The sequence below is a fragment of the Mesorhizobium sp. URHB0026 genome (assembly GCF_054059755.1).
Genome location: NZ_JBSSCN010000001.1, coordinates 1,433,557 through 1,453,197, shown reverse-complemented (window position 1 = coordinate 1,453,197; position 19,641 = coordinate 1,433,557). Strand labels below are relative to the sequence as shown.

Genomic DNA, 19,641 nt, shown 5'->3' with positions numbered 1-19,641 from the left:
CGCAGAACCCCTGAATTCCGAAAGAACGAGATGTCCAACTTCGATGGTATTGTTCCCGCGCTGGCACAAGCGCTGGAAAAACGTGGTTATTCCGACCTGACACCGGTGCAGAAGGCGGTGCTGGAGCTCGGCCAGGCCGATGCGCTGGTGTCTGCGCAGACCGGCTCGGGGAAGACCGTCGCCTTCGGCCTTGCCATGGCGCCGACGCTGCTCGACGGCGCGGAACGTTTCGGCCCGGCAGCGGCGCCGCTGGCATTGGCGGTGGCGCCGACGCGCGAACTGGCGCTGCAGGTGACGCGCGAACTCGAATGGCTCTATGAGCCGACCGGCGCCACGGTGGCGTCCTGCGTCGGCGGCATGGACATGCGCACCGAGCGGAGCGCGCTGGAGCGCGGCGCCCACATCGTCGTCGGCACGCCAGGCCGGCTACGCGACCACATCACGCGCCATTCGCTCGACATGTCGACGCTCAAGGCCGTGGTTCTCGACGAGGCCGACGAGATGCTCGATCTCGGCTTTCGCGAGGACCTCGAATTCATCCTCGATGCCGCACCGGCCGAGCGCCGGACGCTGATGTTCTCGGCCACCGTGCCGCGCTCCATCGCCACGCTCGCCCAGGGCTATCAGCGCGATGCCGTACGCATCTCGGCCGCCGGCGAGGAAAAGCAGCATCTCGACATCGAATATCGGGCGCTGAATGTCGCCCACGCCGACCGCGAGAACGCCATCATCAACGTGCTTCGCTTCTATGAGGCCAAGAACGCGCTGGTGTTCTGCAACACGCGCGCCGCCGTCAATCATCTGACGGCACGCTTCAACAACCGCAATTTTTCCGTCGTCGCGCTTTCGGGCGAACTCAGCCAGAACGAACGCAGCCATGCGCTGCAGGCGATGCGCGACGGCCGTGCGAAAGTCTGCATCGCCACCGACGTCGCGGCGCGGGGCATCGACTTGCCCAATCTCGAACTGGTGATCCACGCCGACCTGCCGACCAATCCCGAAACGCTGCTGCACCGCAGCGGCCGCACGGGACGTGCCGGGCGCAAGGGCGTCAGCGCGCTGATCGTGCCCAACAGCGCCCGCAGGCGTACCGAGCGGCTGCTGCAAAGCGCCAAGCTGACGGCGACATGGGCGAGCCCGCCCTCGGCCGACGACGTGATACGGCGCGACGACGAGCGCATTCTTGCCGACCCGGCTTTCGACGAACCGCTGAAGGATGACGAGCGCGAGTTCATCGATGCGCTTCTTAGCCGTCATGGCGCCGAACAGGTGGCGGCCGCTTTCGTGCGCCAGTGCCGCGCCAGCCGCTCGGCGCCCGAGGATCTCATGGACGTCGCGCCTTTCACACCATCGCGTGAAAGAGCGGCGGGCGAAAAATTCGCCCATCGCGACGAGGCGCCCAGCCGCCGCGACGATTTCGGCGCCAGCGTCTGGTTCTCGTTGTCGGTGGGCCGCCGCCAGAATGCCGAGCCGCGCTGGCTGATCCCGATGCTGTGCCGTGCCGGCAGCATCAGCAAGCGCGAGATCGGCGCCATTAAGATGCAGCCGGAAGAGACGTTCGTGCAGATCGCCGCCGACTGGGCGGAGCGCTTTCTCGCCGCGATCGAGCCCGACCGCAAATTGCAGGGCAACATCGTGGTCAAGCGGCTGGACGGCACGCCGGACCTGTCGCGGGCCGGCTATCAGCCGCCGAGCCCGGACAAGAAACCGCATCGCGGCAAGGCGCCATTCGACCCGAACGCGCCGAAGCGCAAATTCGAGAAGCGTGCACCGGCTTCAGCCGACCAGCGTCCGGCCACCACGCATGAGGCAAAGCCGTGGGCGAAGAAGCCGGGCAAGCCGAAATTCGACAACGCCGGTCCGCCAAAAAACAAGAAGACGAAGAAGCGGCCTTCGTAAAATCTAGAGACGGCCGGCCGCGCTCTCCTTCAGGCCGGCCTTGATCGCGGCCCAGCTTGCCCATGCCGGCGTCGGGCGGTGGTTTTGGGCGATGCGATCCGCCAGCGAGGATCGCCAGGCGTGGTCTTCCGCCATTTTGCGGATCGCAGCGTACCAGCCGGCCTGGTCATTGGGGTCGATCGCCGGCATCATGCCGCCGCTCCTCGATCAGCGACGGCGCGGTCGAGACGATCACCGGAATGCCGAAATCGAGACATTTCGAGGCGCCGTAGCCCCAGCCCTCAATATGCGAGGGAAAGACGCCGAAAGAGGCGCTTCGATAATACTGGATTAGCTCCTCGTCGTTGACCAGGCCGGTGAACGTGACCGATTCGGATAGCTTCGGATAAGTCTTGAGATAGGCGCGCAGCGGCTCGATCATCCAGCCCCAGCGCCCAGCGCAGACAAGCTTCGACCGCTTGACGCCTTCGTCCAGCGCCTGCCGCCAGTGCGCGCCAAGAGGATGTGGTTCTTTCGTACTTGGATGGTGGAACAATAGATTACAAACGGTTCGCCGGTCTCTATGCGGGAGGTCGCGCCCATGCGCGAAGCGGTCTCGTGGAGGATGGAGGGCATCGGAAACCGGTACACCACAGGCGCGGCGACGCCGGCCTTGCGCATGTGATCGCTCAACGTCGCGCCAACCTCGGCGGAAGCGCAGAACGCCGATGCGCACGAAGTGTTCGAGATAAGAGCCGTATCGGGTCTCGCCGATGCCCGCACCGACCAGGTCCGGACGCAGTGTCGGGATGAGATCGTGGCAAAGAAAGGCAAGCTTGCTGGTGGTAGCCGATACCGCGGATCGGTGTTGTTGGGTCAGGATGTGATGGCTGATCAGCACGAGGCCTGGCTCCGCCCCGGTGCTCTGGCCCGGCGCCTCGGGTTTCGCATCCAACCGGATCCGCCAGAGCCGCGTTCACGAGAAAGCTCCCTACCCGTGGAATGCCAGCCAGGCCCTTGCCGGGCGGCCAGAGCATCAGCCCGGTGGCAGATGGCCAAGGTGACCCGCCCGGGCGGCACCGTCACCTCGCCATCGTCGGTCGCCGCGGCGGCATTGGAATATTCCACTGTCATGGTCTGCTTTGGCCAAAACGGTTGCACTCGGTGTCTTATGCTTCATTCGCCGCGAAGACGGTAGCTATGGGCGGCTTGCCCATGGGCTTGGGCCTGTGCCACATCTTGGCCGGGAACGGGCTATAAGGGGCGGGCGGATGCGCGGCGAAGTGCTTCACTATGACGAAGACCAGGGCTTCGGCTTCATCACCGGAGCCGACGGCAACAGCTACACTTTCACCCGCGAGAACCTGCGCCGGCAAACCGCCATGCCTAACGGGACGACGGTCGAGTTCCAGCCGGGCGGCGGCCAGGCGCGGGACGTCTTTTCGATCGCTGGCCAACCCACCCCGAGCCCGGCCGTGAACTCGACGGTGGGCGCCGGCATAAGTGCGGCACCGGCCCAAGCCGGCACCGCATCCACGGCGCGCGGGCAGGCGCGGCATTTCGGCCGATCCAGCGAGAGCGCAACCGCCGAACCCAGTGATCTCTGGGGCTATTTCTGGCGTGGACTGACGCAGAACTACTTCAACTTCGCCGGCCGCGCCCGCCGCAAGGAATATTGGGGCTATTGCCTGTTCTGGGTGGTCTGCCTGCTGATCGTCGGCGGCATCGGCATCTTCACCGATATCGAAATGGGCAATTTCGACACAGATGTCTCGGCGGCGGTGACGGTCGGCCTCTGCGGCACTTTCCTCCTGGCGACGCTCCTGCCCGGCCTCGGCATGACCGTGCGCCGGCTGCACGATATCGGCTTGTCGGGCTGGCTCTATCTGGTGATCCTGGTCCCCAGCATCGGCAGCCTGATCATCCTGGTCTTCGCGCTGATCCCGACCCAGGCGCGTGAAAACCAGTGGGGACCGGTGCCGGCGGGAGTCAGAGTTTAGGAGCCAGGTCCCGAGAAAAGTCACTCCAAAAAACGACGGTTCAGCCGATCTTCGTGGCAGATGAAGATTCCGCTTGCAATTTAATCCGCGCGCGGATAATCTATGCGCAGATTAAATCGTTGAATGGAGCAAAACGATGTGGACCAATGAATACACCGCGACTTCCCCCCTTCTTGCGCAAGCCATCTGGAACGCGCTCAAGGCCTTGCATGAAGGCCGCCTGACTTATGAAGGCTCCGATACCTTCGTGCTGCATGGGCCATTCGCCAAGGGCACCCGCGTCTCGGTAACGCCGGTCGGTCAGGACACGTTCGAATCGACCATCGTCGATCTCGTCGAAAACGTGACCTATGCCGATGAAACTTCGTTCGGCGACACCAAGCTGCTGTTCCGGCACACTCTGGTGCCTGTCGAAGGCGGCACGCAGGTGACGCACCGGCTCGATATCTCAGGCCCTTCGGCCGAAGAGGTCGGCCCGGAACTCGGGCCCCAGATCAGTGGCGATTTCGACGTGTCGATGGCCAAGTTGTTCGAGCAGGCGGAGGCGTTGGCGAACCATGGCTGAACTCCACACGCGCTTCAAGGGCGGGGCATCGGAGAGCCCCGGCTTGCTGCTCTGGCGAACCACCATGCGCTGGCAGCGCGTCATGACAGCGGCGCTGGCGCCGCTCGACCTGACGCATGTCCAGTTCGTGCTGCTCGCCTCGGCGATGTGGCTTGGCCGCAATGGCGAACCGCCCAACCAGGTGCAACTCGCCGCCCAGGCCGGCACCGAGGTGAAGATGACCTCGGACGTCGTCGCCCGGCTGGAGGCCAAGGGCTTGATCGTACGCGAAGCGGATCCCCGGGACTCCCGGGCCAAGGTGATCCGCGTCACAGCCGCCGGGGCGGCCGCCGCCCAGCAAGCGATCGTCGCCGTCGAGGCCGCCGACTCAGTGTTTTTCGAGCCGGTGGACGAGACGCAGCTCGTCGGTCTGCTGCAGCAGCTTGCCGGCGAGATCCGCTGATTATCCCAGGAACTTGGCGATGATCGCGTCGCCCATTTCGACCGTACCAACCTCGGTCATGCCGGGGGAGAAAATATCCTTGGTGCGCAGGCCCTGGTCGAGCACGGCGGCGATTGAGGCTTCGAGCTTGTCGGCTTCATCGACCATGCCGAAGGAATAGCGCAGGCACATGGCGAAGGAGGCGATCATGGCGATCGGGTTGGCGATGCCCTTGCCGGCAATGTCGGGTGCCGAGCCGTGCACCGGCTCGTACAGCGCCTTGCGCTTCTTGGTCTTGGCATCAGGCGCGCCGAGCGAGGCCGACGGCAGCATGCCGATCGAGCCGGTCAGCATGGCGGCGATGTCGGACAGCATGTCACCGAACAGATTGTCGGTGACGATGACGTCGAATTGTTTTGGCCAGCGCACCAGCTGCATGCCGCCGGCGTCGGCCAGCATATGGTCGAGCTTGACGTCGGAATAGCGTGCCTTGTGGGTCTGGGTGACGACCTCGTTCCACAGCACGCCCGACTTCATGACGTTGCGCTTTTCCATAGACGTCACATGGTTCTTGCGCGTCCGCGCGAGCTCGAAAGCGACACCTGAAATGCGCTCGATCTCGAACGTGTCGTAGACCTGCGTGTCGATGCCGCGCTTCTGGCCGTTGCCGAGATCGATGATCTGCTTGGGCTCGCCGAAATAGACGCCGCCGGTCAGCTCACGCACGATGAGGATGTCGAGGCCTTCGACGACTTCCTGCTTCAGCGAGGACGATGCGGCCAGCGCCGGATAGCAGATGGCGGGCCTGAGATTGGCGAACAGCTCCATGTCCTTGCGCAGGCGCAGCAGGCCGGCCTCGGGGCGCACCTCGTAAGGCACGGCATCCCATTTCGGCCCGCCGACGGCGCCGAACAGCACGGCGTCCGCCGTCATAGCCTTTTCCATGTCCGCATCGGAAATCGCCGCACCGTGCGCATCGTAGGCGCAGCCGCCGACCAGGCCCTCGTCGGTGACGAAGCCACTGCCGAGCTTTGCGTTCATGGCCGCGATCAGCTTCTTGACCTCGGCCATCGCCTCGGGGCCGATGCCGTCGCCGGGGAGCAGGAAAAGATGCTTCGTTGCCATGGTGAGTTGTCCCAGAAAGAATGCGTTCGGTTTGCACAGCGTCCTTTGCGCGCCAAAGAGGCGCGCGGCGCTGTGCGACGCGGCCTTGCTAAACGCCAAGCGGTTACAGCGCAAGGGGAGGACGAAGAACCTATCGCCGCGATTCCTTCACGCCTCCCTCTGCTCGGCGGGGCAGAGGGGGGGCGCTGTGCCGCCGGCATGTCCAAGTTACCTGGCCCGCGGAAGATGCGCTCACCGGTGCGAGAGAATGTTGACCAGCCGTCCCAGCGGATCGCGCACATAGAAGCGCCGCACGCCCCACGGTTCGTCGGCGGGCCCGTATTCGACGGCGAAGCCGGCGTCCTTCATGGCTTTGAATGCCGCATCGACATCGTCGACCTCGATCGACAGATCCGGCACCGGCGTACCGGATCCGCCCTGCGCCATGAAGCTGACCTGGAGCTGCATCGTGTCCTCGGAACCGTAGGTTACGATCCAGCCCTGATCCATCAGGATGTCGAGGCCAAGCACGTCATGGTAGAAACGGCTGGCCGCTGCCGCGTCCGGTGTTTCGATATTGGCCACGATACGCCGGACCTTCATGGCGGAAGTCTCCTCACACCGTACGCCGCAGCGCCGTCACCTCGATCTCGATCTTCATTTCCGGCTTGTTGAGCTCGCAGACGATCATCGTCGCCGCGGGCCTGATGTCGCCGAATGTCTCGCCAAGGATCGGGAAGACGACATCCACGAAGGCCTGGTCGGTGATGTAGTAGTGCGCGCGCACCACGTCGGACATCTCGAAGCCGCCGTCCTGCAACGCCTTGCCGATCGTCGCCAGGCAATTGCGCGTCTGCGCCTCGACACTGTCCGGCATCGTCATGGTGGCGTAATCGTAGCCGGTCGTCCCGGACACGAAGCACCAGTCGCCCTGCACCACGGCACGTGAATAGCCGGCGGTCTTTTCGAACGGCGAGCCGGTTGAGATGAGCTTGCGCATGGGGGCCTCGCATTGTCGCAGCTACTTTGCGGGGAAAAACCGATCCTGGCATGGGCCAATACGGATGGATCGGCGGTGCAGAATCCGCGGCCTCGACGGGCCGGCTCTCTTTCCCGCGATGCGTCAGCCGGGTTGGCCCGCGGATGATTCAGCCGTTTCTCCGGTGAAGACAACCTTTGTGCCTTTGTGCACACCAAGGGCGAGGTCTTCGGCATCCCAATTGGTCAGTCTGATGCAACCATGCGAAAAGGTCTTCCCGATCTTGCCTGGTTCGGGCGTGCCGTGAATTCCGTAACTTTCAATGGACAGATCGATCCAGATCGATCCGACAGGATTGTTGGGTCCGGCAGCGATGGTGAAGGGCCGTTTGGTTTTCACCCCCTTGAAGGCGAAGCGGGGATCGTAGTGATAGGTGGGATTGTGGACCACGCGTGTGACTTGTGCCTCGCCGCTCGGCGCCGGCTTCTCTTCGCTTCCAATCGAGGCGGGGTAGACCGAAACCACTTTGCCGGAATCGTCGAGAACGCGAACCTGGCGCGCGGCCTTGTCGACCTCGACGCTGACAGCGGCTGGGGGCGGATCGCCTCGGTCGATAGCCGGCACCAGCACCTTTGCGCCCGCCTTCCTGAAGCTGATGCCCGGATTGAGCCTTCGCAGCAATTGTTCGCTGATGTGGAAGTGCTCCGCGATCCGTTCCAGCGAACCGCGGTAGCCGAGCCTGCGCAGGCGAGCCATTCTTTCCATACTGGCCGGAATGCGCTTGGCAAACGGTCCACGCACGTCCTTGCGCGTCAACTCGTAATTCACAAGAACCTCGTCTGGCGAGGTTGCGACCAGCTTGTCCCAGGTCTCCCGGTTGAGCCTGCCATCGGCGGGCAGAGCGTTGGCCGCCTGGAATGCCCGGACCGCCTTGGTGAAGTTCTCCGCCTGGCGGCCGTCAATCAGGCCAGGCGAGAAGCGCGCCCGATCCAAAAGGACCTGTGCCTTCAACACGGTCGCGTCGACGCCCTTCGTTGCGGCGTCGGTGAATTGGGCGTTGTTGACGGCGGCTGCGTCCAGCTTTGCCGCCTCTGTGGCGCCAGTTGAGAGGGCGAACAGAACAAGCGCCAGAAGAACGAGCCTGACCATCGATGTTACTCCAGGCACTGCCGAGCGAAACTGCTTCTATGACGCCGCGCGGCCCATCTGGTTCCATTGTCCCGGCGAATATCGCCGTTGACGCGGTCCTGCGTGAAAAAGGGGCAGAGCCCTGGAGGCGCCTCCCTTTCGCCGGAAATGCCCTGGCTAGTTCGCCGACCCCAGCGCCTTGTCCAGCGCTTCCTTCACATCGGCCGGCCATGTCGCCAGCGCCGGCCAGGCGTTCGGTTGGCCATTGTCGCCGCGGCGGGCGAAATAGAGCTGGTGCTTGGCCGGGTCGACGGCCATGAAGCCGTCATTGCCGCCACAATCGTGCGGCACGCAGCCGCTGGCGAAGAAGGCGCCGGACGCGGTCTTTTCCGTGCCGCCGCCGACCAGCAGGCTGGTCGCCATTTCGGGCATGTCCTTGCCGAGCAGCTTTTCGGCTTCCTTGTAGACAGCCTCATTGTGGAAGGCGTCGATGATGTTCTGGTACTTTTCCGGATCGATGTCTTTCCAGTCGGTGCCGGGTTCCGGCATGTAGGTGAGATTGCCCGAAATCGTCAGCCCATCCGTCGGCGACCACTGCAGGGCCGGCTTTTGGTCCCCCGGCAGGAGATAGGGCACGAAATAGATGGCGTTGTCGGACACTCCCGCGGGCGGCGCTCCGCAATCGTCCTGCTCGACCTTGGTGCTCTGGATGGCGCCGCCTTCCGGCTTCCAGACGATCACCGTCGCCGGGCCGCATTGATTGCCGCCATCGCCAACATCGAACAGGGCCACCTTGACGCCGCCAACTTCCACAATTTTGTCGAAGAAGACATCGTAATTGCTGGCCAGCTGCTTACCGTCATAAGCAAGCACCTTCTCGCCGTCCTGCTCCGGCTGCGTGATGGTGAGGTGGCCGCCTTCGAACGGCACCGGCGCCTGTTTGTCGTCGTCAGCGGCGTCGGCGGCGTTGGTTCCCGCATCCTGATCGGTGGCCGGCTTTTCCAACGCCGGCTGCTGTTGCGCGGCGGGCGTCTGGGTCTGCGCGAGCACGCCCGCGGCGGGCCCCAGCAACAAGGCCAGCCCGCAAACGCCGGCAAGAAGCTGATGTGTCATGACTGTCCCTCCCTCGACCCAGCCCGGAAAGGGGCCGGTCCTGGCGGCCGCTCAGGCCCAGGGGCGCAGTTCGGCGTTCTTCTTCTCGAACGAGGCGATGGCGCCTGCCTTTTCCATGGTCAGGCCGATGTCGTCGAGCCCATTGAGCAGGCAGTGCCGCTTGAAGTCGTCGAGGTCGAAGGTGACCACGCCGCCGTCCGGACCACGGATTTCCTTGGCTTCGAGATCGACCGACAGGGTGGCGTTGGAGCCGCGCGATGCGTCATCCATCAGCTTCTCCAGGTCCTCGGGGCTGACGGTGATCGGCAGCACGCCGTTCTTGAAGCAGTTGTTGTAGAAGATGTCGGCGAACGAGGTCGAGATGACGCAGCGTATGCCGAAATCGAGCAGCGCCCATGGCGCGTGTTCCCTGCTCGAGCCGCAGCCGAAATTGTCGCCGGCGACGAGGATCTGCGCCTTGCGGTAGGCGGGCTTGTTGAGCACGAAATCCGGATTTTCGGAGCCGTCGTCCTTGTAGCGCATCTCGGCGAACAGGCCGGTGCCAAGCCCGGTGCGCTTGATCGTCTTGAGATAATCCTTCGGGATGATCATGTCGGTGTCGACATTGACGATCGGCATGGGAGCGGCGACGCCGGTGAGCTTGGTGAATTTTTCCATGGCTTTGGCCCGTGTTTTCGTTAGGGGGATTTGCTGGGGCCCGGTTTACACAAAGCCGGGGGCAAATAAAAGGCACTGTTCGTGCGGGCCGGCATAAGGGCGCTGCGCAAAACAGCTTCGAATTCACCGCCCGATGGTGCAGTCTGGTCCCATGGCGGAAAACTCCCACGTCCTCTATGCGCGTGAACCGGCGCTCGGCATTTCCGAATTCCGCCGCGTGCTGGTGGAGTCCGGTCTCGGCGAAGTCCGGCCTGTCGATGACGAGGCAAGGCTGAAGGCGATGTTGGAGGGCGCCAACCTGATCGTGACCGCCCGTCTCGACATGGCGCATCTCGACAAGGAAGCCACGCCGCTGATTGGCGTGGCCCGCTGCCTGACCGACTTTTCCTGGGTCTGCTACATCAGCGATCTTGCCGTATCGGCCAAGGCGCAAGGCCTGGGTATCGGCAAGGGGCTGATGGACGAGGTGGCCCGGCAGCTCGGACCGTCGGTCGCCATCAGCCTGGTTTCCATGCCCGACGCTGTCGGATTCTATGAACGCATCGGCATGAAGCGCATGCCCGACGCCTTCTGGATCTCCCGCAAGCGCTGACTTTCTTCTGTGATCTATCCATCGTCAACGGTGCGCGGTCTTGTCGCTTGACATGCAACCAAATGGTTGCATATTAAGCCATGAGCATGGATGCCGTTTTTCGCGCCCTGGCCGACCCGACACGCCGGCAATTGCTGGACAGCCTCCATGCCAGGAACGGACAGACGCTGAATGCGCTGTGCGCAGAGATGGCCATGACCCGCCAGGCGGTGACCAAGCACCTGGCGATCCTGGAAGAAGCGAACCTCGTTACCACCATCCGCCGGGGCCGAGAGAAGGAGCACTACCTCAACCCGGTTCCAATCAACGAGATCGCCGAGCGCTGGATCGGCAAGTTCGAGCGCCATCGGCTTGATGCGTTGAGTGACCTGAAGAAACGCCTCGAAAGGGAAGACTGATGAGCAACAGCTTCGTTTATGTAACCTACATCCGCACCACGCCGGAGAAACTCTGGGAGGCGTTGACCGACCCGGAGTTCAACCGGCAGTTCTTCCTCTGCTCCTATCAGGAGAGCGAGTGGAAGGTGGGCTCCAGCTGGAAGCTGATCTTCCCGGACGGCCGTGTCGCCGACAGTGGCGAGATTCTCGAGATCGACCCGCCACGCCGCCTGGTCATCAAATGGCGCAATGAATGGATGCCCGAGATCAGGGAGGACGGCTACACGCGCTGCACCTTCACCATCGAGCCCGACGGCGAGCTGATGAAACTTGCCGTGACCCATGAGGCGGAGGGCCCGCACAGGCTGATTGGCAATGTCGCCAAGGGCTGGCCGCTGGTGCTGGCCAGCCTGAAGAGCCTGCTCGAGACGGGCAAGGGATTCGAGCGTCCGCCGTCGAAAGCTTGAGCTCGTTTCGCTGGCGGAACAAATTCCATGGAGGCATAGATCATGCAAGCTCTCAGGGTGCGGAGCATGACCAATGGCGAGACGATCATGGCATCGGCCGAGATTGGCGCGCCTCCCGAACGCGTCTCGGGGCGCTGGTCGGCAAGGAAGTCGAGCAATGGTGGGGGTCAGCCGATACCTACAGGATGGTCGCTGTTGGCCGACCATCGCGTCGGCGGCCGCTGGACCGTTGTCGTGCGCACGGCCGGCGGTAGGGACCTGCCGGCCAGCGGTGAATTCCTCGAAATCGAAACACCGCGCCGGATCGTGCAGACGTGGGCATATGGTCGGGACCATCCCACGCTTGGCCGGCGGCAAACCAGGGTCGCATGGCTGCTGGAGCCTATCGCCGACGGCACGCGCGTCACCATCTGCCATGCCGGCTTTGGCGGGCTGCGAGAGGCGGCGGCTGAACATGCCAAGGGCTGAGCACGAGTGCTGGCCTGGCTGCAAGCTCATATCGAGACTGGAAAGCTGGCCGCGGCCTGATCGGCGTGTGGAGCGTCGTCACGCGCCCTCCGCACGCCTTGACCCACGTCTGTTCTGGTCCACATCCCATGCATGGGAAAACAGGCATGTTTCATAGGCACGGCTGGCTGGGGCATTCCGACGCGATACAAGGACAATTTCCCGCAACCCGGATCGCATCTCGAACGCTATTCCAGGCACTTTCCGATCGTCGAGATCGACACGTCCTTCTACAAGCCGCACCGCCGCGAGACCTTTGACCGCTGGGCACGCGCCGTGCCGCAGCACTTCCGCTTCGCCGCCAAGATGCCGAAGGCGATCACCCATGAGCGCCGTCTCGTGGACTGCAACGATCTTTTGCAAAGCTTTCTCCAAGAGGTCGAAGGTCTCGGTGGAAAGCTGAGCGTGCTTCTGGTGCAGTTGCCGCCGAGCCTGTCGTTCGAGCCGGATGTCGCGAGCGATTTCTTCGACATGCTGGGCGAGCGAACGCAAGCCAGGCTGGTCTGCGAGCCGCGCCATCCCAACTGGTTCGAGGCAGGGGCTGAAGCACTTCTGGCGGCTCGCCGGATCGCGCGCGTTGCCGCCGATCCGGCTCCTGCGCCACCTGCCGCGGTGCCGGGCGGCTGGCCCGGCCTCGCCTATTTCCGTTGGCATGGCGCGCCGCGCGTCTATTATTCCGACTACGATGCCGAAAGTCTCGACCGCTTCAGCCGGCAAGTCGAGGCAGCGGCCGCTTCGGGTGCCGAGGTCTGGGGAATTTTCGACAACACGGCCGGAGGCAATGCGCTGGGCAACGCGCTCAAGGTCGACGCAATGATGGCATAGACCCTGGAGGGGCAGCTAACGTCGATCGTACTTGCCGCCTCAAATCACATTCAATTCCCGGAAGGCCCGCCCTTCGGCGACACGCGCGTAGCCAAATGCCGAGCAGTCGATCGTCCGGTAGCCGCCATGCACGATCAGTTCGGCCAGCGCCTTGCCGACCGCCGGCGCCTGTTGCAGCCCATGGCCGGAGAATCCGTTGGCGAACAGGAAATTCGTCACCTCGGGGTGGGGGCCGATGACGGCGTTCTGGTCCAGCGTGTTGTAGTCGTAATGCCCCGCCCAGGCGCGCGTCGGCTTGATCGCTTCGAAGGCCGGGATGCGGGTTGCCAGCACCGGCCAGATCACCTCTTCGAACAGCGGCCAGTCGACGTCGAAATCCCCGGGATCGGCCGGGCCGTCGCCCTCCTCCGGCTCGGCGCCGCCGGTGAGGTAGACCGAGCCTTCCGGCCTGACATAGATGCCGGAGGGATCGACCAGCAGCGGCATGTCGGCATATTTCTCGCGCGCCTCGAAGACGAAGACGTTGCGCTTGCGTGGCTCGACCGGCAGCGAAAGCTGGGCAAGGGCAGCGACCTTGCCGGCATTCGGCCCGGCGGCATTGATGACGGTATCGGCCTCGAGCCGATCGCCATTGTCGAGGCTGACGCCGGTGACGCGGTCACCCCGCCGCTCGACGCCGGTGACCGACGCGCTGATAAAGTCGATCTTCTTCTGCCGCAGCGCCTTGCGAAACAGCATCAGCATCGCATGCGCGTCGAACCAGCCCTCGCCGGTCCGGCCATAGGCGCCGGCGGTGATGCCTTCGGCCGACAGCCAGGGGAAGCGGCGCGTCAGCTGTTCGGCGTCCTCGAGCAGGATGTCAGCGCCCTCGGCGACCTGCGCTTCGTGGTTGGCTTTCAGGATCGGCAGCCCGGCCTCGCCGGCAAGGATGAGATAGCCGCCCTCGCGAAAACCGATATCGGCGTCGGTGCCGAATTCTTCCTTCAGCCGCCGAAACAGTTTTAGCGTGAACTGCGACAGGCGGATGTTTTGCGGAATGGAGAATTGCTGGCGGATCGAGGCCATGGACAGCGTCGTCGCCGAATGGGCGAATTGCGGGTCGCGCTCGATCAGCGCGATCGAGCCGGAAAACCCTTCCTCGCGCAGATAGTAGGCGACCGAGGATCCGACGATGGCCCCGCCGATGATGACGATGTCGTAGCGCATTTTTTCTCCGATCCTCCGTCCGCAATCTACGCGACCGGCAAAGTGATCTCGAAGCGCGTGCCGCGCTCGGAGTCAACCAGCCGGATCGTACCATCATGCGCTTTCAGGAGGGCCAGCACGATGCCCAGACCCATGCCGGTGCCGCCGGTAGAGCGCCGCGTGGTGAAGAACGGTTCGAAGATCCGCGCTTGGTTGCTCGGCGAAATGCCGGCGCCGTCGTCGCTGACCAGAACGGAAACCCTGCCGCTCGCGCTTGCGGCGGTGATGGAAATTAGGGTCGCGCCGTGCCTGGCCGAATTGTCGATGAGATTGGCAAGCACGATGGCAGCGTTCTCGGACGAGATGCGGAAGGCCAGGTCGCCGCCGGCCTCGACCTCAACCGCCAGCCTCGCGTCGACGGGGAGCAGCGCCAGCGCGGCGCCGACCGAGGTGCTTTCGCCGCTGGGCGCGAGGTTTTCGGCCCGCGCCAGGTCGAGAAGCCGCCGGACCAAAAGGTTGAGCCGCCCTGCATCTGTGACGATATTGTCGGAGAAGCGCCGCCGCTCTTCATCGGCCATCCCGCTGCCTGAATCGCGCAGCAATTCGGCCGCACCCTGGATCGCCGTCAGCGGCGATTTGAGTTCATGCGAGACATGGGTGGCGAAGGTCTGGATGGCGTCCGAGCGCGCCTGTAGTCTTTCGGCCATATCGAGAAAGGCGGCGGAAAGCTCCGCCATTTCGCGCGTGCCATGGTGGTCGAGAGGCCGGATCGCGCTGCGCTCACCGGCGGCGATGCGCTGGGTGCGGTCGATGAGCGCGTAGATCGGCCGGCTGACGGTGCGCAGGAAAACGAGGCCGATGAGCAGCGTGCCGCCGAGAATGGCGATCGCTGCCGCCGTCACCTTGCCGCGCTCGCCATAGAGATGTTTTATGATGTTGTTAGGCGTCCGCGAGACAAAGACCACGCCGGCGACCTTGCCGTCGACGGCCACCGGCAGGGCGACGAACACGCGCACCCTGGTGCCGCGGCTGACCGAATAGAGCGGCGGCGGCGGCTGGTTGGGGATGCGCAGCCTGAGCGCGCTGGCATAGCGCCCGGCGAGTGCCTCACGCACCTCCTCGACCTCGGCGAGCGACTGCCCGATCTCGTCGCGCCCGGCAATCACGACGCCCCTGGGATCGAGCAGCCGGAAGCCGGCCAGCGTGGTCTTCTGCGTCGCGTCGAGAATCCCAGCCAGCCGCGCGCCGATCGCGGCGAAAGCTGGATCGACCGTGGCAGGGATCCCTACCGGCCTGGTCTGAAGCACGTAATCCGAGGCGAGATCGAGCTGCGGCTCGATCGGCCGATAGGGCGAATCGAGATTGGCGCCTCGGCTCGTGGTGCCATTCGCCAGCGGCATCGCCACGCCAAGCTTTTCCGGTGAAATGCCGGCGTCGCGCACCTCCTGGGCATAGATAGCGGCGATGGCGGCGCCCTGTGCGATCAGTTCCGCTTCGGTCTGACGGATCAGCTGGTTCTCATAGAGGCGGAAGAAGAACAGGCCGACCAGCGGCAGGGACATCACCAGGATCAGGATGGCGACGACGACCGTGGCAAGGCGCGGCCGCCATTTGCGGCCGATCCACTTGCTGCCAATCGACTTGCTTGATGTCGTCAGCCGCATCGGCCGAGCCGGAAGCCGACGCCGTGCACGGTTTCGATGACCTCCGGGCAACCCATCGCCGCCAGCTTGGCGCGGATGTTGCGGATATGGCTGTCGACGGTGCGGTCGGCCACATGGATCTTGCCGGCATAGGCATTGGCCATCACCGCGTCGCGATCGAGCACATGGGTGGGCCGCGCCAGAAACCCTTTCAGGATCGAGAACTCGATCGCCGTCAGGGCGAGCGGCTTGCCGTCGAAGGCGGCCGCGTGGCTGGCCGGCGCCAGGGTGAGTTTTCCCTGCGCGAACTGCCTGTCGTCGGCCGGTTCGAGCGCCGCCGGACGGGCGCGGCGCAGGATGACGTTGACGCGGGCGACGAGTTCGCGCGGGCTGAACGGTTTGGTGACATAGTCGTCCCCACCCATTTCGAGCCCGAGGATGCGGTCTATCTCCTCGTCGCGCGCGGACAGGAACAACACCGGCACGTCTGATGTGTGACGCAGCCGCCGGCAGACCTCCAGCCCGTCCATCTCTGGCATGCCGATGTCGAGCACGACAAGGTCGGGCGTGCGCCGTTCGATTGCCTGCAGAGCGGCGGCGCCATCGGACACGGCGGCCGTTTTCATGCCGGCCTTTTCCAGCGCGAAGCAGATCACTTCGCGAATATGCGGGTCATCGTCGGCGACGAGGATGTGATGCGGCATGGATTAGCGATCCGGCACGGGTTCTGCGACGCTGGGAACAATAGGCCGCCTGTTGTCGAGATAGCGAAGTAGGCGCCAGTCGCGAAAGCTCCAGCTTCGCCAGTTTTCCTGCAGGCTGCGATACCAGCCTTCATCGACACCGCGCAACCTTGCCAGTTCGCCGACGGCACCGGCATTGGCCGTCCCGCGCCGACGGTCGAAGAAGCGATCGAGCGCTGGAAACGCGTCCGGCCCGAGCGAGCGGAGATACCAGGCGTCGAGGGGAATGCCCTGGCCGGTCATTTCAAGAGAGTGGTCGACATTGTAATCGGCGATCGTTGCTGCGAAGTTGATGAAACAGCAGACATAAAGCGCCAGGGATAACGTCAGAAGATTGGCGGAGAGCAGCCATTCACTGGATTTTCCGAGCGCGATACGGGCGATGATCAGCGCAAGGCCGGCCGCCACCAGTCCCATCCAGACGAAAGCCGCGACGCGCCAGTAGGTCAGCGCATAGATGCCGACATAGAGATCGAGCCGCAGGATCGATGAGACGACCAGCATGATGTTCTGCGCCACCCAGGCATAGACCAGCCGGCGGATGAGCGGGTCGGCCGATGTCTCGCTGCCGGGCCTCAACGCCGCAAGGACAAAACCGGCGGCTAGCAGCGCGGTGACGATCAAGGGATAGGCGCCGCGATGCGCGTAGGCGGCGTAGCTCAAACCATCGGGAAGCGCGACCCCGCCCCACAGATAGGTGGCGTCGAGCCCGCTCTGCAGCGAAAACAAAACGTTGAAGACGATCAACGCGCGCAGGATGGCGGCCTTGCCGAAGACGATGTCCTCGACGGCGTGCCTGTCCGCCGCTGGCTGGGCATCGGCAGCAGGGTGATTTGGCCTGGCGATGCGGCGCTGAAAGCGCGGCAGGCGCGGCCGTAGAAACGCCCAGACGCCGGCAAGCACGAACAGCCAGAAGGCAATCCGCGTCAACTGGACGAGGTCGAGCAGCTTCATCAGATCGATCAGCGACAGCCAGTATTCGATGACCGGATTGGCGGCGCCGAAAAGGGCGACGAAGACCGCGCCCAGCGTCAGCGGCATCACCCAGACCGCGATCGCCGCCAGCCTTATGCGATGCCCGCCGAACCGCCGCGCCACTCTTCGCCACTTGAGAAAATCGCTGAGGAACCGGACCGGCGCCGCCAGTGCGAACAGCACGATCTGGCCTGCAACGCGCGCCGTGCGGTGTCGCAGCCGGCCGCTCAGCGAAAGCGCGAACGCCACCAGCGCGGCAAGGGCGATCGAGACGGACAAGGGACTGACAGTCTCGGCGAGCGGCAACAGCGCGACAAGCAAGGCGGCCGACTTGAGCCATACCTTGCCGTCGCTGAAGGCGGCGGGATGCACGGCAACCACAGCGGCGGCAATCAGGATGGCGAACAGCAGAACCGTGATCCCGGCGGGCTGGCCGTAGAACAGGAAATCGGCGAGCGCGACCAGCAGCACGGCGACGCCCAAGCGGCTGCAATAGCTTGGCGCGGCGCGGAAGAAGGAGGTCACGGCCTGATTTTCCTGATGGCGTCCCATCGCCATGGCGGCGGACTCTTGCGGACAAACGGGGGAATTGCAGCGGGGTTGGCGCGTTGCGGGTCGACCAGCCACCAGCCTTCGCTGCGCAGCCGGTAAGGTAGACGGGGTTTTGCTCGCTTGTGCATGCCGACTGTCTCGCAGGCATGCAGGAAAGCGATGCGGCGGATCGGAGGAGGTTTTCCGCAGGCGCGTGCAGTTTTCGTGCAGGGCTATCGGCTTGCCTCGCCCGACCACACACGGCATAGATCTGGCATGACCGAAACCTACCGCCCGCGCCGCTCCGTGCTCTATGTCCCGGCCTCCAACGACAAGGCGCTGGCCAAGATCGCGCAGCTTGCTTGCGACGCGGTCATCATCGACCTCGAGGATGCCGTCGCCCCCGCCGACAAGATCGCCGCGCGCGAAAAACTGACCGGCATTTTCGCCAACCGCCCTGATGCCAATGGCCGGCGCTGCGAGATGGTGGTGCGCGTCAATGCGCTGTCCAGCGAATGGGGCACTGACGATCTTGCGGCCGTGGCCAAGGCGGAGCCGGACGGCATCCTGCTGCCAAAGGTCGACACGCCGCGTGACGTGCTCGAAGTCGGCGATGTGCTGGACGATAATTTTGCCCCGGACAGCGTGAAACTATGGGCGATGATCGAGACACCCAAGGCCATGCTCAACATCGGCGCCATTGCCGAACTCGGCCGCGACCCCGCCTCGCGCCTGGATTGTTTCATCGCCGGAACAAATGACCTGGTCAAGGATACCGGCGTGCTGGCGACGCCGGATCGCGCCTATCTTCTGCCATGGCTGATGCAGATGCTGCTGGCGGCACGCGCCGGCGGGATCGACATGCTCGATGGCGTGTTCAACGATTTTCGCGACCCGGACGCGTTCGCGCGTGAGTGCACGCAGGCCGCCGCCATGGGCTTTGACGGCAAGACGCTGATCCATCCATCGCAGATCGAGGCCGCCAACCGTGCCTTCGCTCCGTCGGCGCAGGCGCTGGCCGAGGCGCGCGCGGTGAAGGATGCCTTCGCGCTTGCTCAAAACAGCGGCAAGGGCGTCATCGCGCTGAATGGCAGGATGGTCGAGCGGTTGCACTTGGCGCAGGCCGAAAAACTTCTGGCGAAAGCGGCCGCCATCGGCGCATGATATTCGCCGATTTGGGATACATGACAGGAATTGGACGATGAAACTCTACCGCTTTCTCACCGCCCCGGACGACGCCAGCTTCTGCCATAAGGTGGCGGCGGCGCTGAACAAGGGCTGGCACCTGTTCGGCTCGCCGACCTACGCCTACGACAAGAAGACCAAGACCATGCGCTGCGGCCAGGCCGTGGTGAAGGATGTCGATGGCCAGGAATACGGACCGGATACGAAGCTCAGCGACTGGTAGGGGAAAACGCCGAGAGCTACTCCGCCGCCTCTTCGATCTTCTCCATATCATCGTCCGACAGGCCGAAATGGTGGCCGATCTCGTGGATCAGCACGTGGGTGACGATGTCGCCCAGCGTTTCCTCGTTTTCGGCCCAGTAGTCGAGCATGGCGCGGCGGTAGAGCGTGATGCGGTTCGGGCCTTCGCCTGTTTGCGGGTTCCAGCGTTCGGCGATGCCGCGCCCCTCGAACAGGCCGAGCAGGTCGAACGGCGTTTCCAGCGACAGGTCGTCCATGATCTCGTCGGTCGGGAACTCAGCGATCTGGATGACGATCTCGCCGGTCAGCTTGCGAAAATCCTCCGGCAGGTGGGCATAGGCCTCCAGGGCCAGGAACTCCAATTCCTCCATCGAGGGCGCAAGTTCACCATGCCAGGTGCGGGTCTTGTAGATGCGGGCCATGCTTTGTCCTTTGATCCCGGATATAGGCGTTCGCGCTGGTCGAGGCAAATGACGCCTGTACGCCGGTGTCGCGCAGGAAGAGGAATAAATTCCTTGATGACTCT

At 64.1% G+C, this 19,641-nt stretch carries 24 protein-coding genes; 11 read left to right on the top strand and 13 right to left on the bottom strand.

Annotated elements, in window-relative coordinates:
* The first annotated feature begins 30 nt into the window (after positions 1–30).
* Positions 31–1,899 (top strand): DEAD/DEAH box helicase, encoded by a 1,869-nt coding sequence (locus tag ACVWWD_RS07350; RefSeq protein WP_352549557.1) that lies wholly within the window; start codon positions 31–33, stop codon positions 1,897–1,899.
* Between the two features lie 3 nt (positions 1,900–1,902).
* Here ACVWWD_RS07350 and ACVWWD_RS07345 read toward each other — a convergent pair whose 3' ends face one another.
* Together ACVWWD_RS07345 and ACVWWD_RS07340 are read right to left on the bottom strand one after the other, a co-directional pair.
* Entirely contained in the window at positions 1,903–2,091 is a 189-nt protein-coding gene (locus ACVWWD_RS07345; RefSeq protein ID WP_023793587.1) for a hypothetical protein, read from the bottom strand.
* Positions 2,066–2,779 carry a glycosyltransferase gene (locus ACVWWD_RS07340; protein WP_457102978.1) on the bottom strand — a complete coding sequence of 238 codons (714 nt, stop codon included), beginning with the start codon at positions 2,777–2,779 and terminating at the stop codon, positions 2,066–2,068. Before ACVWWD_RS07340 ends, ACVWWD_RS07345 begins: the two co-directional genes overlap by 26 nt.
* Before the next feature lie 370 nt (positions 2,780–3,149).
* On the opposite strand from ACVWWD_RS07340, the gene ACVWWD_RS07335 reads away from it, so the two are divergent.
* The 3 genes from ACVWWD_RS07335 (at position 3,150) to ACVWWD_RS07325 (ending at position 4,885) form a co-directional block, all read left to right on the top strand.
* On the top strand, positions 3,150–3,878 hold the full coding sequence (locus ACVWWD_RS07335; protein WP_352549562.1) for a DUF805 domain-containing protein: 729 nt from the start codon (positions 3,150–3,152) through the stop codon (positions 3,876–3,878).
* A gap of 136 nt (positions 3,879–4,014) precedes the next feature.
* A complete protein-coding gene (locus ACVWWD_RS07330) occupies positions 4,015–4,443 on the top strand; it encodes an SRPBCC family protein (RefSeq protein ID WP_352549564.1) in 429 nt (142 codons plus the stop codon).
* Positions 4,436–4,885, top strand: coding sequence for a MarR family winged helix-turn-helix transcriptional regulator (locus ACVWWD_RS07325; RefSeq protein WP_352549566.1), 450 nt, complete (start codon positions 4,436–4,438; stop codon positions 4,883–4,885). The genes ACVWWD_RS07330 and ACVWWD_RS07325 overlap by 8 nt, the downstream gene beginning before the upstream one ends.
* Here ACVWWD_RS07325 and leuB read toward each other — a convergent pair whose 3' ends face one another.
* The 6 genes from leuB to leuD all read right to left on the bottom strand — a co-directional run bounded on the left by leuB (position 4,886) and on the right by leuD (position 9,845).
* Positions 4,886–5,989, bottom strand: coding sequence for a 3-isopropylmalate dehydrogenase (gene leuB / locus ACVWWD_RS07320; protein WP_023793595.1), 1,104 nt, complete (start codon positions 5,987–5,989; stop codon positions 4,886–4,888).
* A 231-nt stretch (positions 5,990–6,220) separates the two neighbouring features.
* On the bottom strand, positions 6,221–6,571 hold the full coding sequence (locus ACVWWD_RS07315) for a VOC family protein (protein WP_352549569.1): 351 nt from the start codon (positions 6,569–6,571) through the stop codon (positions 6,221–6,223).
* A gap of 13 nt (positions 6,572–6,584) precedes the next feature.
* Positions 6,585–6,968, bottom strand: a complete 384-nt coding sequence (locus tag ACVWWD_RS07310) for a RidA family protein (protein WP_023782119.1) — start codon at positions 6,966–6,968, stop codon at positions 6,585–6,587.
* Positions 6,969–7,091: 123 nt separating this feature from the next.
* Positions 7,092–8,096: a L,D-transpeptidase family protein gene (locus ACVWWD_RS07305; protein WP_457102977.1), complete on the bottom strand. Its 1,005-nt coding sequence runs from the start codon at positions 8,094–8,096 to the stop codon at positions 7,092–7,094.
* A 156-nt stretch (positions 8,097–8,252) separates the two neighbouring features.
* Positions 8,253–9,188 (bottom strand): hypothetical protein, encoded by a 936-nt coding sequence (locus ACVWWD_RS07300; protein WP_352549573.1) that lies wholly within the window; start codon positions 9,186–9,188, stop codon positions 8,253–8,255.
* 51 nt (positions 9,189–9,239) lie between these two features.
* A complete protein-coding gene (leuD, locus tag ACVWWD_RS07295) occupies positions 9,240–9,845 on the bottom strand; it encodes a 3-isopropylmalate dehydratase small subunit (RefSeq protein ID WP_015314976.1) in 606 nt (201 codons plus the stop codon).
* A gap of 151 nt (positions 9,846–9,996) precedes the next feature.
* On the opposite strand from leuD, the gene ACVWWD_RS07290 reads away from it, so the two are divergent.
* The 5 genes from ACVWWD_RS07290 to ACVWWD_RS07270 all read left to right on the top strand — a co-directional run bounded on the left by ACVWWD_RS07290 (position 9,997) and on the right by ACVWWD_RS07270 (position 12,613).
* Positions 9,997–10,437, top strand: a complete 441-nt coding sequence (locus ACVWWD_RS07290) for a GNAT family N-acetyltransferase (RefSeq protein WP_352549576.1) — start codon at positions 9,997–9,999, stop codon at positions 10,435–10,437.
* Between the two features lie 80 nt (positions 10,438–10,517).
* Positions 10,518–10,835, top strand: coding sequence for an ArsR/SmtB family transcription factor (locus ACVWWD_RS07285; protein ID WP_015314978.1), 318 nt, complete (start codon positions 10,518–10,520; stop codon positions 10,833–10,835).
* The gene (locus ACVWWD_RS07280; protein WP_352549578.1) at positions 10,835–11,281 is read left to right on the top strand and encodes an SRPBCC family protein; all 447 of its coding nucleotides are present in this window, start codon (positions 10,835–10,837) and stop codon (positions 11,279–11,281) included. Before ACVWWD_RS07285 ends, ACVWWD_RS07280 begins: the two co-directional genes overlap by 1 nt.
* Before the next feature lie 42 nt (positions 11,282–11,323).
* Entirely contained in the window at positions 11,324–11,749 is a 426-nt protein-coding gene (locus ACVWWD_RS07275; protein ID WP_352549580.1) for an SRPBCC family protein, read from the top strand.
* A 132-nt stretch (positions 11,750–11,881) separates the two neighbouring features.
* Positions 11,882–12,613 (top strand): DUF72 domain-containing protein, encoded by a 732-nt coding sequence (locus ACVWWD_RS07270; RefSeq protein WP_352549582.1) that lies wholly within the window; start codon positions 11,882–11,884, stop codon positions 12,611–12,613.
* A 39-nt stretch (positions 12,614–12,652) separates the two neighbouring features.
* Here ACVWWD_RS07270 and ACVWWD_RS07265 read toward each other — a convergent pair whose 3' ends face one another.
* The 4 genes from ACVWWD_RS07265 to ACVWWD_RS07250 are packed head-to-tail and all read right to left on the bottom strand — an operon-like array spanning position 12,653 to position 17,717.
* On the bottom strand, positions 12,653–13,819 hold the full coding sequence (locus ACVWWD_RS07265) for an NAD(P)/FAD-dependent oxidoreductase (protein ID WP_352549584.1): 1,167 nt from the start codon (positions 13,817–13,819) through the stop codon (positions 12,653–12,655).
* Positions 13,820–13,845: 26 nt separating this feature from the next.
* Positions 13,846–15,462, bottom strand: coding sequence for an ATP-binding protein (locus tag ACVWWD_RS07260; RefSeq protein WP_457102976.1), 1,617 nt, complete (start codon positions 15,460–15,462; stop codon positions 13,846–13,848).
* Positions 15,453–16,145, bottom strand: coding sequence for a response regulator transcription factor (locus ACVWWD_RS07255; protein ID WP_023774499.1), 693 nt, complete (start codon positions 16,143–16,145; stop codon positions 15,453–15,455). Before ACVWWD_RS07255 ends, ACVWWD_RS07260 begins: the two co-directional genes overlap by 10 nt.
* Positions 16,146–16,148: 3 nt before the next feature.
* Complete coding sequence (locus ACVWWD_RS07250; protein ID WP_435054005.1) at positions 16,149–17,717, bottom strand: DUF4153 domain-containing protein; 1,569 nt, start codon at positions 17,715–17,717, stop codon at positions 16,149–16,151.
* A gap of 249 nt (positions 17,718–17,966) precedes the next feature.
* Here ACVWWD_RS07250 and ACVWWD_RS07245 point away from each other — a divergent pair, with 249 nt between their 5' ends.
* Positions 17,967–18,854, top strand: a complete 888-nt coding sequence (locus ACVWWD_RS07245) for an HpcH/HpaI aldolase/citrate lyase family protein (RefSeq protein WP_352549589.1) — start codon at positions 17,967–17,969, stop codon at positions 18,852–18,854.
* 37 nt (positions 18,855–18,891) lie between these two features.
* Entirely contained in the window at positions 18,892–19,098 is a 207-nt protein-coding gene (locus ACVWWD_RS07240; RefSeq protein ID WP_023782129.1) for a DUF1737 domain-containing protein, read from the top strand.
* Between the two features lie 16 nt (positions 19,099–19,114).
* On the opposite strand, the gene ACVWWD_RS07235 is transcribed toward ACVWWD_RS07240, so the two are convergent.
* A complete protein-coding gene (locus ACVWWD_RS07235) occupies positions 19,115–19,537 on the bottom strand; it encodes a metallopeptidase family protein (RefSeq protein ID WP_023774502.1) in 423 nt (140 codons plus the stop codon).
* Positions 19,538–19,641: the final 104 nt, after the last annotated feature.